The following is a 20,225-nucleotide window of genomic DNA, read 5'->3' as shown; positions in this document are numbered from 1 at the left end:
CCCTCTAATCGGGCTCCCCAACCAGCACATCGTGGGCTTAACTTATGTGCCATGACGTCCCCCCGCTCCACTTACGGTGGCGGCTACTACTCCGCGCCTTCGTTCCCCGACACCCCGATCTACGACTCCCTAGTCGCCGAGCGGGGCACGCCTCAGATCGCACCGATCCGAGTGCCTTCCGCGTACGACGTCGGCAACAGCTACCTGCCGGCACTGCCCGCGGCCCTGCCCGCCCTCCCGGCGGCTCCCTCCCAGCCCTCGCCCGCGTACGGGTACCCGCAGCCCATGCAGCCTCCCGTTCCGCTGCAACAGACGGCCGCGCCGTACATCCCGCAGCAGCAACCCGCCGGGATGCGCGCCGGCTACGCGGGCGTCCAACCCCAGCCCATGCCCCGCCCGGTCGCGACCGGATACGAGGCCATGCGCCCGGCCGCCCCCCGCCCCGTACCTGCCCCGGCTCCGTACGACGATCCGTACAACCGCCCCTACCAGGGCGGCGGCTACTGACGGCAGGACACCGCAGTCCGGCTGGCAGTATGGCCATATGCCGACTCCAGTGATCCGATCCGTCCACGTCCACCCGGTCAAATCGGCCCGGGGGTACGCCCCGGACGAAGCCGTGGTGGAGCCGTGGGGGCTCGCGGGCGACCGGCGGTGGATGCTCGTCGACGCCGGATGGCGCACGGTCACCCAACGCCAACAGGCCCGGCTGGCGTTGGCCGAGGTCGAGCAACTGGACGACGGCGCCGTCCGGCTGTCCGCGCCGGGACACGAGCGGTTGACCGTTGCGGTGCCCGAACCGGCGGGCGCGACGCCGGTGGAGCTTTTCGGGGACAAGGTCGAAGCGGTGCCGGCGGGGAACGCCCCGGACGCGTGGTTCAGCGATTTCCTGGGCGTGCCGGTCCGCCTGGTGTACCTCCACGATCCGGCGTACGGCAGGCCCATCGACCCGGAGTACGCACAGCCCGGCGAGACGGTCTCGTTCGCCGACGGCTATCCGTTGCTCATCGTGTCCGCGTCCTCCCTCGACGCGCTGAACTCGCTGATCGCACACGGCGACCACCCTGAAGAGGGTCCGCTGCCCATGAACCGCTTCCGGCCCAACCTCGTGGTGGAGGGTACCGGTCCCTGGGCCGAGGACGACTGGAAGCGCATCGCGGTGGGCGAGGTGACCTTCCGGGTCCCGCGACCCAGCGGGCGCTGCGTCATCACCACCACCGACCAGACGACGGCCGAGCGCGGCAGGGAGCCGCTGCGCACCCTCGGCAGACACCGGCGCTTCGGGGACCGGCTGGTCTTCGGGCAGAACCTCGTGCCGGAGAACACCGGAACCGTCCGGGTGGGCGACCCCGTACGGATCCTCGCCTGAGGCACGGGCCCGAGCCGTCCGCGCGGTGCTCCGCCATGAACCGGGGCTCCGCCGCCTCCGGTCGCCGTGCGACGGAACCCGCTCGGGACACGCCTTCCCGTGGAGCCCGGCCTCGGGGCAGCCGGGTTGATTGCCCGCCCCGCTGAACGCACACGCTCTCCGTGCCGTACGAGGTGGTGACCACGCGGAAGGGGAGTTTTGGAACATGCGGGCGCTCACGGGGCTCTGGCGCTGGCGGCACAATCCACTGCGCCGCACCACCGATCTCGTCGAGGCATGGGGGGCGTTCACCGCCGTCTTCATGCTCACGGTCGCCGTGCCGCTCATCGGCTGGGCGTGCGGTCGGGCGGCGGACGACGGGCTGCAGGAGTCCGTGCGCGCCCAGGAGGAGCGGACCCATCCCACGACGGCAAGGGTGCTGCACGCGGCAGCGGCTGCCCCCCGGGGGAGCGCGGCCGGGGAGGCCGCGCCCGGGGACCGGCGCCGCGCGGTCCTCGCGGAGTGGAAGGCGGCGGACGGGAGCCGACGCACCGGGACCCTCGTCACCGGCTCGCTGACGGCGGCCCCCGGGGACACGTTCCGGATGTGGACGGACGACAGCGGCACGGCCGTCGCCCGGCCGGTGGACCGGGAGACCGCGCGGGCACGCGCCGTGCTCGCCGGCCTCGGCGCGGCCGTCCTGACCGCCGCGTCCGTCGAGGGCGGCCGGCGTCTCTTCGTATGGCGACTGGTACAGCGGCGGTACGCCGTTCTCGACCGCGCGTGGGCGAAAGCAGGTCCCGACTGGGGCCGTACCGGCACCGGCAGCTGACCGGTCAACTCGCTGCCGCCGCGCACGCTACGGTGGTGCTCCGCGCGGCACAGCACGCAACCGACGCACGAGGTGGGGGCAGAGCAGCACCATGGCACAGGGCACGGTCCAGGTGACGCACACCGGTACGTCGCGGTGGCGGCGCCGCACAGGCGAGTACGCCTCCCTCACCGCAGCCCTGGAGGCCGCCGGCGACGGCGACGTCCTCACCGTCGCCCCGGGGACCTACCGGGAGAACCTGGTGGTCCAGCGCGCCGTCACCCTGCGCGGTCCCGAAGGGTCGGCCGGATCCGTGCGGATCGCCCCCGCCGAAGGCGTTCCGCTCACCGTACGCGCCTCGGCGAGCGTGCTGGACCTCCACGTCGAGGGGCAGGACACGGCGGCGCCGGCACTGCTCGTCGAGGACGGCACGCCCGAACTGACGGGCCTGCGCATCGTGACCCGCTCGGCGGCGGGCATAGAGGTGCGCGGAGCCGCCCGTCCGACCGTGCGCCGCTGCACGGTGGACAACCCCGCCGGGGTGGGGATCGGCGTTCTGGACGAGGCGTCCGGCGTGTTCGAGGATTGCGAGGTGGTGGCTGCCGGGCAGTCCGGGGTTTCGGTGCGCGGCGGCGCCCATCCGCGGCTCGAACGCTGCCGGGTGCACCACGCATCCGGTTCCGGGCTCAGCGTCACCGGGGAGGGGAGTGCCCTGGAGGCCCTCGGGTGCGAGGTGTACGAGATCAAGGGCGCGGGGGTACAGGTCACGGGACGCGCGACGGCCCACCTCACCGATTCCCGGGTGCACCGCACGTCGTCGGACGGGGTCACGCTCGACACGGACGCGGTACTCACACTCGCGGACTGCGACATCCACGACGTGCCCGAGAACGCGGTGGACCTGCGGTCCCGTTCGGTCCTGACGCTCACCCGCTCGACGGTGCGGCGGTTCGGCCGCAACGGGTTGTCGGTGTGGGACCCGGGTACCCGCGTGGACGCCAACCAGTGCGAGATCCACGACAGTACGGGGGACTACCCGGCGGTCTGGGTCAGTGACGGGGCGACTGCCGTGCTCGACTCCTGCCGCGTCCACGACGTTCCCGACGCCCTGTTCGTCCTGGACCGTGGCTCCCGGGCCGACGTGGTCGACAGCGATCTCTCGCAGGTGCGCAACACCGCGGTGTCGGTCAGCGACGGGGCCTCCGCACAGCTCGACGACTGCCGCATCCGGGAAGCCTCCACGGGCGCGTGGTTCCGCGACCACGGCAGCGGCGGAACGCTCAACGGCTGCACCATAGACGGGGTGCAGACCGGGGTCATCGTCACCAAGGGCGCCGATCCGGCGATCGAACGGTGCACGGTGGCCTCGCCCGCGGAGGCCGGCTTCTACGTGTCGGCGGAGGGGCGCGGAACGTTCCACGGCTGCCGGGTGACGGGCAGCGGCGGGTACGGGTTCCACGTGATGGAAGGCTGCCGCACGACGTTGAGCCGCTGCCGCACCGAACGGTGCGCGCGTGGCGGTTACGAGTACCCCGTGGAGGGCACGGTGGTCGAGGACTGCACCAGTGACGAGAGTGCGGTGCGCACCGCTGCCGCGCAGCCCCCCGCCGTCGTCCCGGCGACCCAATCGGCGGGCCTGCTGGCATCCGTGCCCGCACCACGCACCGACCGGCCGCAGGTCGATCCGGTACCGGTGGCGGCGCCCTCGGCCCGGACGTCGGACTCCGTCCTCGGTGAACTGGACGCCCTCGTGGGCCTGGAAAGCGTCAAGCGCGAGGTCCGCACGCTCACCAACATGATCGAGGTGGGCAGGAGGCGCCAGGAGGCGGGCTTCAAGGCGGCTTCGGTCCGCCGTCACCTCGTGTTCACCGGCTCCCCCGGTACCGGGAAGACCACCGTGGCCCGGCTGTACGGCGAGATCCTCGCCTCGCTCGGGGTGCTGGAGCGCGGGCACCTGGTCGAGGTGTCCCGGGTGGACCTGGTCGGCGAGCACATCGGTTCCACGGCGATCCGCACGCAGGAGGCGTTCGACCGGGCGCGCGGCGGGGTGCTGTTCATCGACGAGGCCTATGCGCTGTCACCCGAGGATTCGGGCCGTGACTTCGGCCGGGAGGCCATAGACACCCTGGTGAAGCTGATGGAGGACCACCGGGACGCGGTGGTGGTGATCGTGGCCGGGTACACCGCGGAGATGGAACGGTTCCTGTCCGTCAACCCAGGTGTGGCCTCGCGTTTCTCACGCACCATCACCTTCAGCGACTACGTTCCCGACGAGTTGCTGCGGATCGTGCAGCAGCAAGCCGAGGAGCACGAGTACCGGCTGGCGGACGGCACGGCCGAGGGACTGCACGCGTACTTCACCTCCCTGCCCAAGGGACCGGCGTTCGGCAACGGCCGTACCGCCCGCCAGACCTTCGAGTCGATGGTGGAGCGGCACGCGGGCCGGGTCGCCGTGATCGCCGAAGCGACCACGGACGACCTGACCCTGCTCTACCCGGAGGATCTGCCCGAACTCTCCTGACCCCGGAAGGAGTCGGCGCGCTGGCGCGGCAGAGCCGGGGGCAGCCGGTCGAGGAGCGCCGCGCGTTCCCGCGCGAACGCGGGATCAGCCTGGTAGTCGGAGTGGCCGAGAACGGGCTCCGGCAGCGGATGGGTGTCCGTACGCCCGTACACCACGGGGTCCTTGAGGGCGTCACGGTCCACCCGTGGCTTGCCCGACTCGGCGGGGAGCCGTACCGGACCGCCGATCGGATCCGTGTGCCGCCACAGGTTGCGCCAGCAGTGCAGCTCCTGGTGGAGCGCGCGCAGCGGGACGGCACCGAAGTAGGCAGGGAACCAACGGCCGTAGAGCCGCTCCAGCGGTGATCCGTACGTGAGGAGGGCGACCCGCCTGCGGGTGGCGGTCGACAGCTGCCAGACCGCCGCGGCAGCCAGCACGCTCCCCTGCGAGTGCCCGGAGATGACGAGCCGTCCGCCGGTGGCGGCGGTCCACGACTCCATCCGCCAGGTCAGGTCGGGGACGGCGCGCTCGGCGTAGCAGGGCGGGGCGAACGGATGGGCAGCGCGCGGCCAGAACGTGCCGACGTCCCACAGGATGCCGATCGTACGGCGGGCGGAGGCGTCCCGGTAGGCGCGTCTGCCCCAGGTGACGAACAGTATGAATCCGAGTCCGATCAGCCAGGAACCCAGCGTCTGGGCGGCGTCGGCGGTGGCCTCCACGAGAGGGTGGGCGTGGTTGAACGCCTTCGAGGGCACCTCGCCACTCACCCAGGCGCCGGCCACCGCGCCGGCGCCGAGGAGCAGGGTCGCCGCACAGACGAGGCCGACGACGGTCGGGGCGGCATCGGTGAGAGCGGCCCGGGCTCGGGTGCCGGCGATCCGTCGGCTGCGGACCTCGTCGGGCGTCTCGGCCGGATAGTCCCCTTCGACCTCGGCCGCCAGGGCACGCCCGGTGCGCCAGGTGCGCAGGGCGAGCGCGCCCAGGGGGACGAGCAGCAGGAGCAGCAGGACGGGGATCACGGAGGCCTGCCAGCTGAGCAGCACCGGCGGCCCGGTGATCGGCCCCGTCCCCTCCCCGGGCGTCCCGGGACCGTCCAGCCAGTCGGCGACGCGCTGGGCGACGCCGCCGGTCATGACTCCGCCGAGCGCGCAGGCGAGCAGGGCCACGGCGGGGCCGCCGAGCCCGTACATGGCGGTGCGCGGGTGCGGCACCCGACGGTACAGCAGGTGCGCAGCGACGACGAGCGCGACGACGAGGACGCCCTGGGCGAGGGCGAGGGCGCGGAAGGCGGCATCACCGGGCAGTGTCCCGCGGGACACCCATCCGGGCCGTGACCAGGAGGCGTACAGCATCGACAGGGTGAGCAGCACCAGGGACGTGCAGGGCAACCAGCTGACCACGGCGTGGTCGATCCGGTTGTCCAGGACCTTCTCGCTGCGCCCGCGTCGGAACACGATCGCGACGACGACGAGTCCCGCGGCCACCAGGGCCGACTCCAGGGCCCAGCCGGCGAACTCGAGCGCCGGAACGTCCGCGCCTCGGTCGTGCCGGGCGGCCGCGCCGGTCACCGCACCCCCGATGACGAGGAACCCGGCGGCGGTGTGCGCGGCACGTAACCGGGCGACGAGGCGTCGCCCGTACCAGAATCCCGGCCTGCCGAGGGCGGGTCGTACGGCCTCCGGGTCCGCGCCCCCGTCCCGAGACGCCCCGGCTCCGGCTCCGCCCTGGGGGACGGGAGGCTCCGGCGACGCACCTGCGCTGGTACCGGGCGGCCGCTGGGCCTCGTACGCGCTCCAGGTGCGGTTGGACAGGTACCACAGCAGGCCCACCAGGAGCGAGGGGAGCAGGGCTGCCAGGGACAGGCGCCGACCGGGCTGGGACCACCAGCCACCGCCCGAGGCGGACAGGAAGCCGATCCAGGAGCTGTCCGCGGAGCACCGGGCCGAACCGGCGCACTGCCAGGCCGTGAGGTCCAGGGCGACCTCGCAGGCGGCCGCCGTGAGGAGGGCCGTGAGGCTCAGCGCGACGAGCCGCACGAGCATCGCGTACAACCGCACCGTCGTGGCGGGCCCCTTCGTCGTCGGCCGCATCCAGTGGGCCAGGTTGACCACCATGAAGGGCAGGAGCAGCAGCCAGAGCGCCCGGGCTCCGTTGCCGGAGGTGAGGTTGCACCAGCAGTAGGCCTCGGGGACCGGACCGTCCGGTTGCCGGTCCGGGTGCTGGTCGGCGTACGCGTCGTCCGCGCGTCGGTACATGGCTGCGGTCCCGTCGCCGGTGATCCGTATCGTCCGGGGGTCGCCCAGCATGTCCTGCGGGGTGGCTCCGCCGACGCCGTGGACCAGCAGTTCCAGTGCCGGGCCACCACCCGGTTGGGCTGCTTCCGGTGTACCAGGGGTCACTTCTGCCTCTCGCTCTCTGCTGGGAGGTTCTACGGCGGGCCCCAGGATTCCGAACCGGCGCAGCCTGCCGCAGCCCTCTCACCGAAACTCCCTCGCGCGCACAGCCGAGGGACCGTGCGAGGATGAGATGCCCAGCTGAGCGGCGGTGAAGCGGACATCGGAACGGAAGGAACCTCCCCGGCGGTGAGCGTTCATCAGATCTTCCTCGCGGAGCAGCGGCGCGTCCTGGTCCTCGACGAGGTGCGGCGGCGCGGCGAAGGTCCCCCGATCGGTCAGGTGCGCCGGGACGCGCTCGCGCGACAGGGCGTGATCGCGAAGGGGCACGGCGGTGCCGAGCCGGTGGTCGGGGCGCGGGCGCACGAACCGGGCGACGCAGCCGGGGCACCGCTCGATCCGAGCGCCGAGGAGGACATCGCACGAGCGGCCGCGGCGGTGGTTCAGCCGGGCAGCGCGAGTCGCCCCCTCCGGCGGGACCGCGACCCACGAGCTGTTCCTCGGCGTCCACGGAATCCCGGCGGAGGACTGTCCGTATCCCGGCGGAGGACTGTCCGCGCTGCCCGCCGGGGCGGGGACGAACCGGCGCCCCGTCCGTTTCGCGCACGGTGTCGTGGTCGCCGGTCACATCAAGGAGGGCTTGGTGGGGCTGAGTTGTTCGTCCGACTGGAGGAGGTGGACGCCCTGGTGACCGACGCGGGACTGGCGGCGGGGGCGCGCGGGAAGATCACGGAGTACCGGCCCCACCCCGTGGCGGCCGGAGCAGCCGAAGGACCGACGGAATGACCGCGTTCCGGATCGGGCGTACGACGCCGCTGCCGGCCGGCGAGGCATGGCGGCGGCTCACCGACTGGCCCGCCCACGCGGCACGGGTGCCGCTGACCACGATCTCGGTGTTGACCCCCGGACCCACGCGCTGCGGCACCCGGTTCGTCGCTCGGACCGGGGTGGGGCGGATGGCCGTCGATGACCTGATGGAGGTCGTGCGCTGGGAACCGCCGGTGGCCGGTGGGCCGGGGCTCTGCCGGATCGAGAAGCGCGGGCGCACCGTCCTGGGCTGGGCCGAGATCACGGTGCGGGAGGTGTCCGACGGAACACGGGTGACCTGGGCGGAGGAACTGCGGGTGCGGTGGCTGCCCCCTGCTGCGGACGGGATGCTCGTACGGAGCGGCCGACGGGTCTTCGGCCGCGTCGTGGACGGCTTGCTGGCCTGACCCGTCGGGCCCGCACAACGGTGCCCATCCGCCGGCCCGACCGCTATCGTGTACGGGCGTTCCCGGCGATCGCGCCACCGAGCGGCGGGCTGCCGGCGGCAGCCGTGCTCCGGGTACGTCACACCGGGACCGTGGCGCTCCCACGACCGAGGAGAGAGGCGTTCCGTGGCACACCGGTTGACTCCCGTGCACCTCGAATTCGCGGATTCCGCACCGTTGCGCCTCGTGTTCACCGCGGAGGTGCGGGCCCGGCCCGACGCGGTGTACCGGGCACTCGCCGAGGACGTGACGGATTGGCCGGAGTGGTTCAGGGCAGTCGCTTCCGCCCGTCCCACCGGTCGGGGAACGGGCCGGGAGGTGCGGCTGCGAGGTGGCACCCGATTCCAGGAGACCATCATGAGCGCGGAGCCCGGCGAGCGGTACGCGTACCGCATCGACGAGACCAACGCCCCTGGGGTGCGTGCCATGGTGGAGGACTGGCGGCTCTCCCCCACGTCATCCGGAACCCGGGTGCAGTGGACCATGGCGGTGGCGGGGAGTGCTCCCGTGCGGTTCGCCCTGAAGCTGGCACGGCCGGGCGTGGGCCGCGCGTTCGAGGACGCGGTGCGCAGACTCGACCGGCGGCTCGCGGGGGCGTCGGCCTGAGTCAGTCCGACCAGGTGCCGGAGACGAGGAAGTGGTCGATCGCCGCCGCGTACGGGGCGATGTCCATCCTTTGCTCGGCCAGCCAGTCGTCCGAGTAGTACTTGTCCAGGTAGCGGTCGCCCGGGTCGCAGATGAGCGTGACCACACTGCCCCGTCGTCCCTCCGCCACCATCTCGGCGACGATCTTCAGTGCGCTCCACAGGCCGGTGCCCGTGGAACCCCCGGCCTTGCGGCCGATGGCCCGCTCCAGGGCTCGAACGGCCGCGACGGTCGCCGCGTCGGGCACCTTCATCATCCGGTCGATGGCGCCGGGCACGAAGCTGGGCTCCATGCGGGGCCGGCCGATGCCCTCGATGCGCGAGCCGCAGTCGCTCGTCGCCAGCGGGTCTCCCTCGGTCCAGCCGTCGAAGAAGCAGGAGTTCTCCGGATCGGGGACGCAGATCATGGTGTCGTACTGCATGTAGTGGACGTAGCGGGCGATGGTCGCCGACGTACCGCCCGTTCCGGCCGTTGCCACGATCCAGGCGGGCTCCGGATGGCGCTCCAACTTCAGCTGCTGGTAGATCGATTCGGCGATGTTGTTGTTGCCGCGCCAGTCGGTGGCCCGTTCGGCGTAGGTGAACTGGTCCATGTAGTGGCCGCCGGTGTGCGCGGCGAGGGCGGCGGACTCCTCGTAGATCTTCCGGGGATCGTCCACGAAGTGGCACTGGCCGCCGTGGAATTCGATGAGGCGGCACTTCTCGGCACTGGTGGTGCGCGGCATCACGGCGATGAACGGCACTCCGATGAGCTTGGCGAAGTACGCCTCGGACACCGCCGTGGAGCCGCTGGAGGCTTCGATGACGGGCTTGCCCGGCCGAACCCAGCCGTTGCAGAGTCCGTAGAGGAAGAGCGAGCGCGCCAGGCGGTGCTTGAGGCTGCCGGTGGGGTGGGTCGACTCGTCCTTGAGATAGAGGTCGATCCCCCACTGCTCGGGGAGCGGGAAGGGCAGCAGATGGGTGTCGGCCGAGCGGTTCGCATCGGCCTGCACCTTGCGGACGGCGTCTTTCAGCCACGCCCGGTACTCCGGATCGCTCCGGTCCACATCGATGGTGGCCGTCGCCTCATTTGTCGTCATGCGCCCCGCTCCTCACGGTGTCGACACCCCGTCCCACTGCCCACTCTAAGCCCCTCACCTGCACAAACGCTCACTTTGGGGTTCCATAGCGGTTGCTTGTGGAGTGGTCTGAGAAGGCACTCTGGTATCCGCGCGCTCCCCTGGGCAGACTGGGTGCAGGAGCAGGCGAGAAGGGGGCGGCGGCCATGTCGAAGCCTGAGTTCAACGCCACGGGCGTGCGGATCGAGCGGTGGCCCCGCTCGCTCACCAAGGCCGGTCAGGTCCTGATCGAGGACGGCAGGCTCGCCCTGCTGACCAGCTACGGCCGGGTGATCGACAGCGCGCCGGTACGGGCCGTTCGGGCGGGCAAGCCCTGGTTCGCAGGCGGCGACAGTACGGTCGCGACCCTCAACGGAACGCGCTACCGACTGACCATGGGCCGACCGGGGCAGGGCCTGGACGGCACGGCGCTCGCCGGCCGGTTCCTCGAGGTCGTCCGCAGGGCCGCGGACGACCGCGACTGATCACTCCCGACCCGGTCCGCGCGCACGCGGAGTTGCGCACGCGTCACTCCTGGTTCACCCTTGAGTCATCACTCAGGGTTCACCGGCGGTGACTCTACGATCCGCCGCCGGCTCAGACAGCAGGCAGCCAACTGCTGGATCCGATCCTTCGTCTTCTTCCGGACCTCATTCGGGGAGTCGCAGCCGTGATCAGCGAGGCAAGCAGGCATTGCACGGTGGAGCTCCAGGCTCTGCCGCAGCGGATCGGTCAGGTCCGCAGAATCATTTCGGCGCAGCTCCGCTACTGGCATCTCGACGCCTTGATCGACCGGGCGGCACTCGGCGTCACGGAGCTGCTGACCAACGTTCACCGGCACGCCCAGCCGGACAAGCTCTGCACCGTCGAGGTCGAGTTGCTGCTCGACAGGCTCACGGTATCGGTGCACGACCACGACCCCCGACTGCCCACGGTGGGCACCGCCGGCCCCCTCGAAACCACGGGACGGGGTCTCGCGCTGATCGCAGCGGTGAGCGAGAGCTGGGGGGTGCTGCCCAAGGGCGACGAGGGCAAGGTGGTCTGGTTCACGCTCCCGGCATCGCCGCCCGTGGCAGCGAAGGCGTCGCGCACGGTCGCGGTCGGCGCGGCCACCGCCTCGCCGTTCGCGGTCGTCGAGACCGAGCCGCGCGAACACGTCGCGGCGCGGCCGGCCCTCGCGACCTGAGCGGGCGACCGAAGAACCGACGGGGCCCTGCCGGTGGGAGCCGGCTACGGCCGAGGCGGCGGCCACCTGCCACCTGCCACCTGCCACCTGCACGAAGCTGCAGGTGGCGGGGTCTCGGCTCCTCGGTGTCCGACGCGTCGCCCGGTCACCCGGCCGCCCGTCCGTCGACGCCCTCCTCCCCAGGGGTGCGGGGCTCCGGATCGGACCGGTGTACCGGCACGCTTCTCGGACCGGTGCGCGGTGTTCGCGCCCGTCACGCCGAGCCGGGCTTGGCGTACGGTCCGAACTGCTCGTCCAACACGGACAATCGCCGCCAGTACTCGTCCTCGTCGATCTCGCCGGCGGCGAACCGGCGGCCGAGCACGGCGATCGGTGACGACTCGCCCTGGGGGTGACGCACGCGCCAGGGGCCCCGTCGGCCGCGCCACACGGTGCGGCGCAGCACGGCGACGACTCCCACGACGACGGCCGCCCAGACCAGCGGGAGGAACAGGATCCACGGGCCGGGCCCGTCATGGGCAAGGGTGGTCATGTCGGTCAACTCCTCGTGCGGTTCTCTCTCGGGTGTTTCCGAGCATCGCGCCCCGAGGCGTCCGCGTCGTCGTCCGACCGGCGGCACCCCCGGTACCACCGGGGAAGTAGGCGACACACCGCGGCTGCTCCCGCCCCCAAAGGACCCCAGCCGACCGGTCGGGTACGTGGACCGGGACGCGCCGCACGATGCGGCGGCGCACCGGCTCGGGACGCGGTGCAGGCGCGCACACCGGAATGAGAGTCGACCGGGGTCAGCCGGGGGCCTCGTGGGCGATTGGTTCGCCGGGAGCAAGGTCGCCGGGGGCTGCGGTCCGGTTGCCGGTCGAACGGGTGCCACCAACCCCTCGCCCACGGTCTCGGTCAGCCGTACATCGCCACGCGGTACAGAGTCACCAGCGCATCGTCGATGGGATGGGGCAGTGGCTTGCCGCAGGAGTCGAGCTTGTTCCACCTCTGGAGGTTCAGCGCGACAGCCATCTGCCGCTTGCCGTCGGCGCGGGTCATGGCCAGCGCTCCACCACCCCAGACCGTGCCTCCGTGGCCCCAGAAGGCGGCTTGACCGGGAGCCTCCGTCGGGTGGAGGCCGAGGCCGTAGTCGATGGTCTTTCCCTCTTGGGAGATGACCGGGACGGTGCGTTGCATCTGGACCAGCGACGACGGGCTGATGATCTCGCCGGCCAGCAGCAGGCGGTAGAAGCGGTTGAGGTCCGTGACGGTCGATATCAGGGAGGCCGCCGGACCCACCCATGACATGTCGTAGACGCTGTAGTCGCGTGGGGGGTCGATCATGCCGAACCACGACTCGTAGAGCTGCGAGTGCGGACCGTCGACGTACGGTCCGGTGGGGAATTGGGTGTCCTGGAGCCCGGCGCGCTCGATGACGTTCCGGGTGATGTACCGCTCGGCCGTGGTGCCGGTCACCTGTTCCAGTAGCTGGGCGAGCAGCAGGTAGTTGGTGTTGGAGTACACCCCCGGCGTACCGCCCGGGGCGCCGACGGCAGGTGCGGTGACCCCCATCTCGATCAGTTCAGTGGGGTCGAACCGGGTGAGCCGGTGCTCGTCCAGGCTCTGGGGTCCGGTGTCTGCGAGGGCGGGGTACGCCTTGAGTGAGGGGTACGCGTACGGGAGGTACTCGGCGAGGCCGCTGGTGTGGTTGATCAGCATCCGGACCGTGATCGTGTCGCCGCGTTCTCCGGGCACCAACTTCGGAAGGTACTGGCCGATCGGCGTGTCGAGACCGATTCGACCGCTCTCGACCTGCTGCAGGACCGCGGCAGCAGTGAAGGTCTTGGTGGTGCTGCCGACACGGTGCCGCATGTCGGCGGTGACCGGGCGACCGGTGTCGACATCGGCGACCCCGGCGGCACCGCGCCAGACCTCGTCGCCGTCACGCACCTCGGCGAACAGGCCCGGCATCCCGGCGCGGTGGACGTTCTCGATGGCGGCGTTCAGCTCCGCGTGATCCAGTGCGTTCCTCACGACATGCGTCCTTTCGCATTGCTCGGGATGAGCTCCACGTCGGTCGACCGACCCGTGCGACAGGGCACGCGCGGCACGTCGGCCCGCCTGCCGCCGGGTCGCTCGGCACGCTCACGCCCCCCATTATGCACGCACCGCGTGCAACACCAAGTGCATCGGTTAGACTGAATCCGACGAGAGGGGCGAAGTGACCGGTCGAAGGCGTTGGTCCAGCGAGGAAATCCTGGACGCGGCAACGGAGTTGCTGCGCACGAGCGACACGGAGTCGTTCAGCGTGCGCAAGCTCGCCGCGACCCTCGGGACCGATTCCTCCAGCCTCTACCGGCACTTCCGCAGCAAGACAGAACTGCTGCGCGCGGTCGCCGACCGGATCCTCCTGGCTTCCATGGACGGCTACCGCGCGGAGGGCGACTGGAAGGAGCGCATCACCGCCCTGGCCCTGCGCGTGAGGGAGGCCTTCGGCCAGCAGCCCCAGCTCGCCGCGATCTGGGGGAGATACGCGTCAGGCGGCGCCGGTTCTCGGCTGGTCATGGAAGAGGTGTTGCAGGCCCTGCGCACGTCGGGGCTCCCCGACGAGGAGATCCCGGCGCGCTACCACCGGCTCGCGGTCCTCATCGCTGCGTTGATCGCCTCCGAGGCCGGAGTCAGCACCATCACCCCGGAAGAGTACGAGCAGGGCATGGAGCTGTTCCGCGTCGCGGTACTCGGCGCCGACCCCGAACGCTTCCCCGCCCTGGCCCACTTCGCCCGCGACGTCCGCCCCCTCGGGGTGGATCGCCGCGCCGCGTTCGAAGAGATCCTCGCCGCCCAACTCGCCGACATCGAGGCCGCAATCCGCCCGGGTTAGCCCACCTGCTCGGGGGTCGAACCGGCAGCCGAGCACGGCGACGACTCCGACGACGACGGCCGCCCTGCTCCCGAGCCGCGGCGGACCTCAGCCGACCGGAATCAGCGTCAGGTGGACGAGACCCAGCACCCCGCGGTAGCCGCGCAGCCAGCTCGCCCGGTGACGGTCCACCCGCTCCCGGGTCTCCTCCGCCAGGGGGTGCCCCTCGTGGCTTGCGAGCCACTCCTCCAGATCGGCGAGGTAGCCGGATTCGAAGCGTTCCCACTCTTCCTCGGTCGCGGTTTCGATCCATTCGACGCGGAATCCGGCGGCCGTCGCGGCGGCCGTAACGGCCGCGAGCGGCAGGTGGTCGTCGGCGCTGGCGTCCGGCCACATGGTGGCCAGCTCGGCGGGGGTGGGGGTGCGCTGCCAGAACCCCTCGCCGAAGAGGAGCCGGCCGCCGGGTGCGACCAGGGGACGCAGCGCATGGAGCGCAGCCTCGGTGGCGGACGGGGCCTCCGGCCCGGCGTCGGCGTCGGCGTCGGCGTCGGCGTCGGCGTCGGCGTCGAGGAGGGCGTGGCCCGAGCTCAGACAGAGGACGACATCGGCCGGACCGCGGGGGGTGCCGACGGCACTCTCCTCGAGGAACTCGACGCGCCCGGCGAGCCCGCGCTCCGCGGCGTTGTTCCGGCCGCGGGCGAGATCGACGGCGTTGAGGTCGACGCCCAGACCCTTCGCGCCGGGGGCGGCCTCCAGGATGCGGAGCATCAACTCGCCCCAACCACAGCCGATGTCGAGCACACTGGCCGGTTCCCGACGGGTGAGCCGGGCGACCATGCCAGCGGCTCGGGATTCGGAGAGTGGGCCGTGGAAGGTGAGACGGGTGAGCCTCGGCGGAAGGTCGTTGTCTGCCATGGCGCGGGACATTACGTCAGCGGGGGTCGGGGCACACCTGAATTCCTACGGGCCGGGCACGGCGGGTCCCCGTCCGGCACGATGGCGGTGGATGCCCGACGACCGCCCCCTTGCGGGGCTCCGGCACGACGGGCCGTGCGGGGACTCCGGCACGGCGGGTCCTGCCGTTCGACTCACGGGTCGCGGGACGCCCCTTCACCGCACCCGTCCGCGGGCGGTCAGGACGCCCGTCCGGGCAGCACGCTCAACGGGTCGTCCAACACCGGCTGCCACGCCAACTCCGCAGCCCCGACCAGGCTGTTGTGGTCGAGGGTGCACGCCAGGATGGGGACACTGCCGCTGCGCCCCCAGAGGCTGCGGTCGGCGACCACCGCGCGGAGCCGTTCCGGTGCCGCATCGAGGAGTTCGCGGTGCAGTCCGCCGAGGATGATGCGGTCCGGATTGAGGATGTTCACCAGCCCCGCGAGACCCAGGCCGAGGCGGTCCACGAGTTCTTCCACCGCCGCACGCACCGAGGGGTCGTCGCGCTCCGTACGCAGCAGGTCCCGCGACTGCTGGAGCAGGGACACCTCCGGCCCCGGGGCGCGGCCGGCGGCGGTGAGGAAGGCCAGCGGGTCGGCTTCGACGTCGAGGCAGCCCCGACTTCCGCAGTGGCAGGGGCGCCCGTCGGGGTTGACGGTGAGATGGCCGACCTCGAGGGCGAGACCCGAACTACCGGTGTGCAGCCGTCCGTCGAGGACGAGCGCCCCGCCGACGCCGCGGTGCCCGGTGGCCACGCAGAGAAGGTGCTGAGCCCCGCGGCCGGCTCCGTGCCGGTGCTCGGCCAGGGCGGCCAGGTTGATGTCGTTGCCCGTGAAGGCGGGCCCGCTGATGCCGGCGGCACGGACACGTTCCGTGAAGATCTCCCGAACCTCCGCCCCTGCGGGCCAGGCGAGGTGGAGGGGATTGAGTGCGGTGCCGTCCGGCTCGGCCACCGCCGAGGGGACGGCGAGCCCGGCGCCCACACACCTGCGGCCGGTGTCGCGCAGCAGCGCAGCACCGGCGTCGACGACCTCACCGAGCACCTGGGCGGGGTCCGCGGACACCGTCACGCACCCGGGTGCGGTCGCGACGATCGTGCCACCGAGGCCCACCAGAGCGGCCCGGAAGCCGTCGGCGTGCACCTGTGCGGCCAGCGCGACCGGCCCGGTGTCGTCCACGGCGAGACGGTGCGAGGGCCGTCCCTGCGAACCGGCGGCCGCGCCGGGACGCGAGTCGACCCGGATGAGGCCGAGGGCCTCGAGTTCGGCGGCGACGGCGCCCGCGGTGGCTCGGGTGACGCCCAGCTCTGCGGTCAGAACGGCACGGGTGGGTGCGCGGCCCGTGTGGACCAGCTCCAGTGCGGGCCCGAGGGCGCTGCGGCCTCTTTCCAACCTCGTCCGGGTGCTCGCCGAATTGCCGTTCATGGGGGCGAGTCTCCCATGATCCCGGGATCGCGCGGCCCCCCGGTTGCCGGAGCCGGTGCACGCTCGTCGGCAGGACCCGCGGCCCGGTCCCTCGGCCCCGGCGACACCCTGCGCACAGTGGGGGCCCGGGGTCCCGCACCCCGGTTGTGCCCGCCGTGGCGCGGCCCCTATGCTGACTTTGTGCCGCTACTAAACAAACTAGACTTCCACTCCCCCCTCTCCCGCATCCGCGCGGCGGTCACCCTCTTCTTCGCCCTGGACGGCTTCCTCTTCGCCGGCTGGGTCGTCCGCATACCCGCCGTCAAGGAACAGACCGGCGCCTCGGCGAGCGGCCTGGGCCTGGCACTGCTCGGCGTGTCCGCCGGAGCCGTGGCGACGATGCCGCTCACCGGGCGGCTCTGCCGTCGCTTCGGCAGCCATCCCGTCACCGTCGCGGCGGCCGCCCTGCTCAGCCTGAGCATCGCACTGCCCGCCCAGGTCCACTCGACACCCGCACTCGGTCTGGTCCTTTTGGTGTTCGGCATCGCGTACGGCGGCATCAACGTGGCCATGAACAGCGCGGCGGTGGACGTCGTCGCCGCACTCGACAGGCCGGTGATGCCCGGTTTCCACGCAGCGTTCAGCCTCGGCGGGATGGTCGGTGCGGGACTCGGCGGGATGGTCGCCGCAAGCCTCTCCCCCGCGGTGCACCTCCTGGCACTCACCGGCATCGGACTGCTGGTGACCGCCACGGCCGGCCCGGTGCTGCTGCGAAACCCCGCCCCCGCCGTACCCGAACGCGCGCCGGCGCCCCCTCCCGCCCGCCACCCGTCCAGCGGTTCCCGCAGGCTCGTCGTGCTCTTCGGGTTGATCGCCCTGTGCACGGCGTACGGCGAGGGCGCTCTCGCCGAATGGGGTGCGCTCCATCTCCAGCAGGATCTCGACGCCCATCCGGGTGTCGCGGCTGCCGGATACTCACTGTTCGCCCTGGCCATGACGGCGGGGCGCCTCTCCGGCACGACCCTGCTGGAGCGACTGGGCCAGACCCGGACGCTCGTCGTGGGCAGCACGACCGCGACGCTCGGCATGCTGCTCGGTTCGCTGGCACCGACGGCGTGGCTCGCCCTGCTCGGTTTCGCCGTCACCGGTCTGGGACTGTCGAACATCTTCCCGGTGGCGGTCGCACGGGCGGGGGCCCTGACCGGCCCGGGAGGGGTGGCCACGGCGTCCACCATCGGCTACGGCGGGATGCTGCTCGGACCGCCGGCCATCGGCTTCCTCGCCGACTGGCTCTCGCTGCCGATCGCACTGACGTCGGTCGCGGTCCTGGCGGGCGCAGTGGCACTCATCGCTTGTGCCGCTCGGCACGCGACCGCCCTTCCGGACGGGGACGGCACGGGGCGCAGGACGGGCCGGGCTCGTCCGGAGCCCGCGCGCTTCTCCTAGGAACCGTGCGAGCAGACACCGGGCGCAGCGTCTGGTGGGGGACGTCGACCGGCACGGTCTCCGCACGGCGGACGGCGGGGCCCACCATGCGGGGTGTCCGCCGCGGGGTCACCCGTCGCGGCTGACGGGCTGCGCACGCGTCGCCGACGTGCGCCAACGCCCGCTCCGGCACTCCAGATCCCCCCGACTGGTGCCGAGCACGTGGCCCGGCTCACGGGGTTACGTGCACCGCGCGGAAGCCGAGTCCACGCCGGACAACCCTGCATCAGCCCGACACGACGGTGGCGCCAGAAGCCTCCGGTCAGCCGATCCCACGGAGCAGGGCTGGCGGCTGGCGGCGTACGTTGTCAGCAGGTCCGCTCGGCGAGCATGCGGGACAGGACCTCCCGCTGCAGCGGCTGCACTTCGGCGTGGCGCTCCCGCCCCAACGCCGTGAGCTCGACGCGCACCCCGCGCCGGTCCTCACTGCACATACCGCGCGTCACCAGGCCGTCCTTCTCGAGCCGGGCGACCAGGCGGGACAGCGCGCTCTGGCTCAGGTGCACGCGGGAGGCGAGCTCCTGCACGCGACACGAGCTGCCGCCGCCCTCCGGCTTCCCCTCGGCCAGCACGTCGAGGACCTCGAAGTCACTCGCGCCCAGCCCGTGCTGGTGGAGTGCACGGTCGAGCTCGCACATCGTCCGCGCGTGCAGGGCCAGCACGTCGCGCCATTCCTCCACGAGTGCACGCTCGGACCTCTTCGCCGCCATGGCCGCACGGTAGCAGAAGAAGCCTGTTTATTGCACGGGAATTAAATGCACTTGCATTCAATGCGCACGCATGTACTGTTGCTGGCCATGACCTCTCCGCTCAATCCCCGCGTAGCGCAGGACCGTTGGACGCCACGGCTCTGGGGCACCCTCCTCGTGCTGTGCGCCGCAATGTTCCTCGACGCACTCGACGTCTCGATGGTCGGCGTCGCCCTGCCCTCGATCGGCAGCGACCTCGGCCTGTCGACCTCGACCCTCCAATGGATCGTCAGCGGCTACATCCTCGGCTACGGCGGCTTGTTGCTCCTCGGCGGCCGGGCTGCCGACCTCCTCGGCAGGCGCCGTGTGTTCCTGGTCGCCCTGGCGGTGTTCGCGCTCGCGTCCCTGCTCGGCGGGATCGTCGACTCCGGACCGCTCCTCATCGCGAGCCGCTTCGTCAAGGGCCTCAGTGCCGCGTTCACCGCTCCGGCAGGACTGTCCATCATCACGACGACCTTCCGGGAGGGCCCGCAGCGCAACCGGGCCCTGTCGATCTACACGACGTGCGCGGCGACGGGATTCTCCATGGGCCTGGTGCTCTCCGGGTTGCTCACCGAGGTGAGCTGGCGCCTGACGATGCTGCTGCCCGCCCCCATCGCCCTTCTCGCGCTGGTGGCGGGCCTCGCCCTGATCCCACGGAGCAGCCGCGAGGACTCGACCACGGGTTACGACGTTCCGGGAGCCGTGACCGGCACCGCCGCCATGCTGCTGCTCGTCTTCACCGTGGTCCAGGCACCGGAAGCGGGCTGGACCTCGGCCCGCACCGCACTCTCCTTCCTGGCCACCGCCCTGCTCACCGCCGCCTTCGTCACGATCGAACGCCGCAGCACCCACCCGCTCATCCGGCTCGGGGTGCTGCGTTCGGGCAGCCAGATCAGGGCCAACCTGGGCGCCGCGTGCTTCTTCGGCAGCTACGTAGGCTTCCAGTTCATCGTCACGCAGTACATGCAGTCCCTCCTCGGCTGGTCGGCGCTGCGGACCGCTTTGGCGTTCCTCCCGGCGGGCGCCCTGGTGGCGGTCTCCTCGACGAAGATCGGCGCCGTCGTGGACCGCTTCGGAACGCCGCGCGTGATCGCCACGGGATTCTCCCTGCTGGTGGCCGGCTACGCACTGTTCCTCAGGATCGACCTGTCCCCGGTCTACGCCACGGTGATACTGCCCTCCATGCTGCTGCTGGGCGCGGCCTGCGCCCTCGTCTTCCCCTCTCTCAACATCCAGGCGACGAACGGGGTGGACGACCACGAGCAGGGCATGGTGTCAGGGCTGCTCAACACGTCGATCCAGGTGGGTGGGGCGATCTTCCTCGCCGTCGTGACCGCGGTGATCACGGCGGGCGACGGCACCGGACGCTCGCCACAGGAGACGCTCGACGGCTTCAGGCCGGGACTGGCTGTGGTGGCGGCCGTCGCCGCGGCCGGACTGCTGATCACCATGACGGGGCTCCGCAGCCGGCGCACCGGGAAGAGCGTGGTGGTGGCGACCTCCACGACGCCGACCGCTTTGACCGGCTCGACGACCACCTGCGCGACCTCGCGGCCATCGGCCGGGCGCCCACCGCGGCGTACTGGCTGGATGCCGGGG

At 71.9% G+C, this 20,225-nt stretch carries 18 protein-coding genes and 1 pseudogene; 12 read left to right on the top strand and 7 right to left on the bottom strand.

All coding sequences use genetic code 11. The features are described from left to right. Positions 1 to 51 precede the first annotated feature (51 nt). The 4 genes from ACFXOM_RS32295 (at position 52) to ACFXOM_RS32280 (ending at position 4,680) form a co-directional block, all read left to right on the top strand. The gene (locus ACFXOM_RS32295) at positions 52 to 507 is read left to right on the top strand and encodes a DUF6643 family protein (RefSeq protein ID WP_384928928.1); all 456 of its coding nucleotides are present in this window, start codon (positions 52 to 54) and stop codon (positions 505 to 507) included. Positions 508 to 544: 37 nt separating this feature from the next. Next, the gene (locus ACFXOM_RS32290; protein ID WP_384928930.1) at positions 545 to 1,369 is read left to right on the top strand and encodes an MOSC domain-containing protein; all 825 of its coding nucleotides are present in this window, start codon (positions 545 to 547) and stop codon (positions 1,367 to 1,369) included. 205 nt (positions 1,370 to 1,574) lie between these two features. Then, complete coding sequence (locus ACFXOM_RS32285; RefSeq protein ID WP_384928932.1) at positions 1,575 to 2,180, top strand: hypothetical protein; 606 nt, start codon at positions 1,575 to 1,577, stop codon at positions 2,178 to 2,180. 91 nt (positions 2,181 to 2,271) lie between these two features. Continuing rightward, positions 2,272 to 4,680: a right-handed parallel beta-helix repeat-containing protein gene (locus ACFXOM_RS32280; RefSeq protein ID WP_384928935.1), complete on the top strand. Its 2,409-nt coding sequence runs from the start codon at positions 2,272 to 2,274 to the stop codon at positions 4,678 to 4,680. Here ACFXOM_RS32280 and ACFXOM_RS32275 read toward each other — a convergent pair. After that, positions 4,650 to 7,058, bottom strand: a complete 2,409-nt coding sequence (locus ACFXOM_RS32275) for a hypothetical protein (RefSeq protein ID WP_384928938.1) — start codon at positions 7,056 to 7,058, stop codon at positions 4,650 to 4,652. The genes ACFXOM_RS32280 and ACFXOM_RS32275 overlap by 31 nt on opposite strands. 183 nt (positions 7,059 to 7,241) lie before the next feature. Here ACFXOM_RS32275 and ACFXOM_RS32270 point away from each other — a divergent pair. The 3 genes and pseudogenes from ACFXOM_RS32270 to ACFXOM_RS32260 all read left to right on the top strand — a co-directional run bounded on the left by ACFXOM_RS32270 (position 7,242) and on the right by ACFXOM_RS32260 (position 8,911). After that, a pseudogene (locus ACFXOM_RS32270) lies at positions 7,242 to 7,838 on the top strand (hypothetical protein). Further along, positions 7,835 to 8,266, top strand: a complete 432-nt coding sequence (locus tag ACFXOM_RS32265) for an SRPBCC family protein (RefSeq protein ID WP_384928940.1) — start codon at positions 7,835 to 7,837, stop codon at positions 8,264 to 8,266. The pseudogene ACFXOM_RS32270 and the gene ACFXOM_RS32265 overlap by 4 nt, the downstream one beginning before the upstream one ends. 165 nt (positions 8,267 to 8,431) lie before the next feature. After that, positions 8,432 to 8,911: an SRPBCC family protein gene (locus tag ACFXOM_RS32260; RefSeq protein WP_384928943.1), complete on the top strand. Its 480-nt coding sequence runs from the start codon at positions 8,432 to 8,434 to the stop codon at positions 8,909 to 8,911. Between the two features lies 1 nt (position 8,912). On the opposite strand, the gene ACFXOM_RS32255 is transcribed toward ACFXOM_RS32260, so the two are convergent. Beyond that, the gene (locus ACFXOM_RS32255; RefSeq protein ID WP_384928946.1) at positions 8,913 to 10,028 is read right to left on the bottom strand and encodes a PLP-dependent cysteine synthase family protein; all 1,116 of its coding nucleotides are present in this window, start codon (positions 10,026 to 10,028) and stop codon (positions 8,913 to 8,915) included. Between the two features lie 185 nt (positions 10,029 to 10,213). Here ACFXOM_RS32255 and ACFXOM_RS32250 point away from each other — a divergent pair, with 185 nt between their 5' ends. Beyond that, positions 10,214 to 10,531 carry a hypothetical protein gene (locus ACFXOM_RS32250; protein WP_384928949.1) on the top strand — a complete coding sequence of 106 codons (318 nt, stop codon included), beginning with the start codon at positions 10,214 to 10,216 and terminating at the stop codon, positions 10,529 to 10,531. Positions 10,532 to 10,716: 185 nt separating this feature from the next. Continuing rightward, a complete protein-coding gene (locus ACFXOM_RS32245) occupies positions 10,717 to 11,232 on the top strand; it encodes an ATP-binding protein (protein ID WP_384928952.1) in 516 nt (171 codons plus the stop codon). 253 nt (positions 11,233 to 11,485) lie between these two features. Here ACFXOM_RS32245 and ACFXOM_RS32240 read toward each other — a convergent pair whose 3' ends face one another. Next, positions 11,486 to 11,764, bottom strand: a complete 279-nt coding sequence (locus ACFXOM_RS32240; RefSeq protein WP_384928955.1) for an SHOCT domain-containing protein — start codon at positions 11,762 to 11,764, stop codon at positions 11,486 to 11,488. Between the two features lie 362 nt (positions 11,765 to 12,126). After that, entirely contained in the window at positions 12,127 to 13,245 is a 1,119-nt protein-coding gene (locus tag ACFXOM_RS32235; protein ID WP_385040849.1) for a serine hydrolase domain-containing protein, read from the bottom strand. Between the two features lie 187 nt (positions 13,246 to 13,432). Here ACFXOM_RS32235 and ACFXOM_RS32230 point away from each other — a divergent pair, with 187 nt between their 5' ends. Beyond that, positions 13,433 to 14,092, top strand: coding sequence for a TetR/AcrR family transcriptional regulator (locus ACFXOM_RS32230; protein WP_384928960.1), 660 nt, complete (start codon positions 13,433 to 13,435; stop codon positions 14,090 to 14,092). 87 nt (positions 14,093 to 14,179) lie between these two features. On the opposite strand, the gene ACFXOM_RS32225 is transcribed toward ACFXOM_RS32230, so the two are convergent. Together ACFXOM_RS32225 and ACFXOM_RS32220 are read right to left on the bottom strand one after the other, a co-directional pair. Continuing rightward, positions 14,180 to 14,986: an SAM-dependent methyltransferase gene (locus ACFXOM_RS32225; protein ID WP_385040847.1), complete on the bottom strand. Its 807-nt coding sequence runs from the start codon at positions 14,984 to 14,986 to the stop codon at positions 14,180 to 14,182. Positions 14,987 to 15,204: 218 nt separating this feature from the next. Then, entirely contained in the window at positions 15,205 to 16,431 is a 1,227-nt protein-coding gene (locus tag ACFXOM_RS32220; protein ID WP_384928965.1) for an ROK family protein, read from the bottom strand. 180 nt (positions 16,432 to 16,611) lie between these two features. Between ACFXOM_RS32220 and ACFXOM_RS32215 the strand changes: the two genes are divergently transcribed. Further along, complete coding sequence (locus tag ACFXOM_RS32215; protein ID WP_384928968.1) at positions 16,612 to 17,856, top strand: MFS transporter; 1,245 nt, start codon at positions 16,612 to 16,614, stop codon at positions 17,854 to 17,856. Positions 17,857 to 18,203: 347 nt separating this feature from the next. Here ACFXOM_RS32215 and ACFXOM_RS32210 read toward each other — a convergent pair whose 3' ends face one another. Continuing rightward, entirely contained in the window at positions 18,204 to 18,605 is a 402-nt protein-coding gene (locus tag ACFXOM_RS32210) for a MarR family winged helix-turn-helix transcriptional regulator (protein WP_384928970.1), read from the bottom strand. Between the two features lie 87 nt (positions 18,606 to 18,692). Here ACFXOM_RS32210 and ACFXOM_RS32205 point away from each other — a divergent pair. Next, positions 18,693 to 20,225, top strand: a 1,533-nt coding sequence (locus ACFXOM_RS32205) for an MFS transporter (protein WP_385040920.1), incomplete at its 3' end; no start/stop codon positions are given.

The organism is Streptomyces sp. NPDC059169 (assembly GCF_042755225.1).
Lineage (GTDB): Bacteria > Actinomycetota > Actinomycetes > Streptomycetales > Streptomycetaceae > Streptomyces.
Note: the sequence above shows the minus strand (reverse complement) of the source record. Positions and strands in the feature narration are given on the sequence as shown.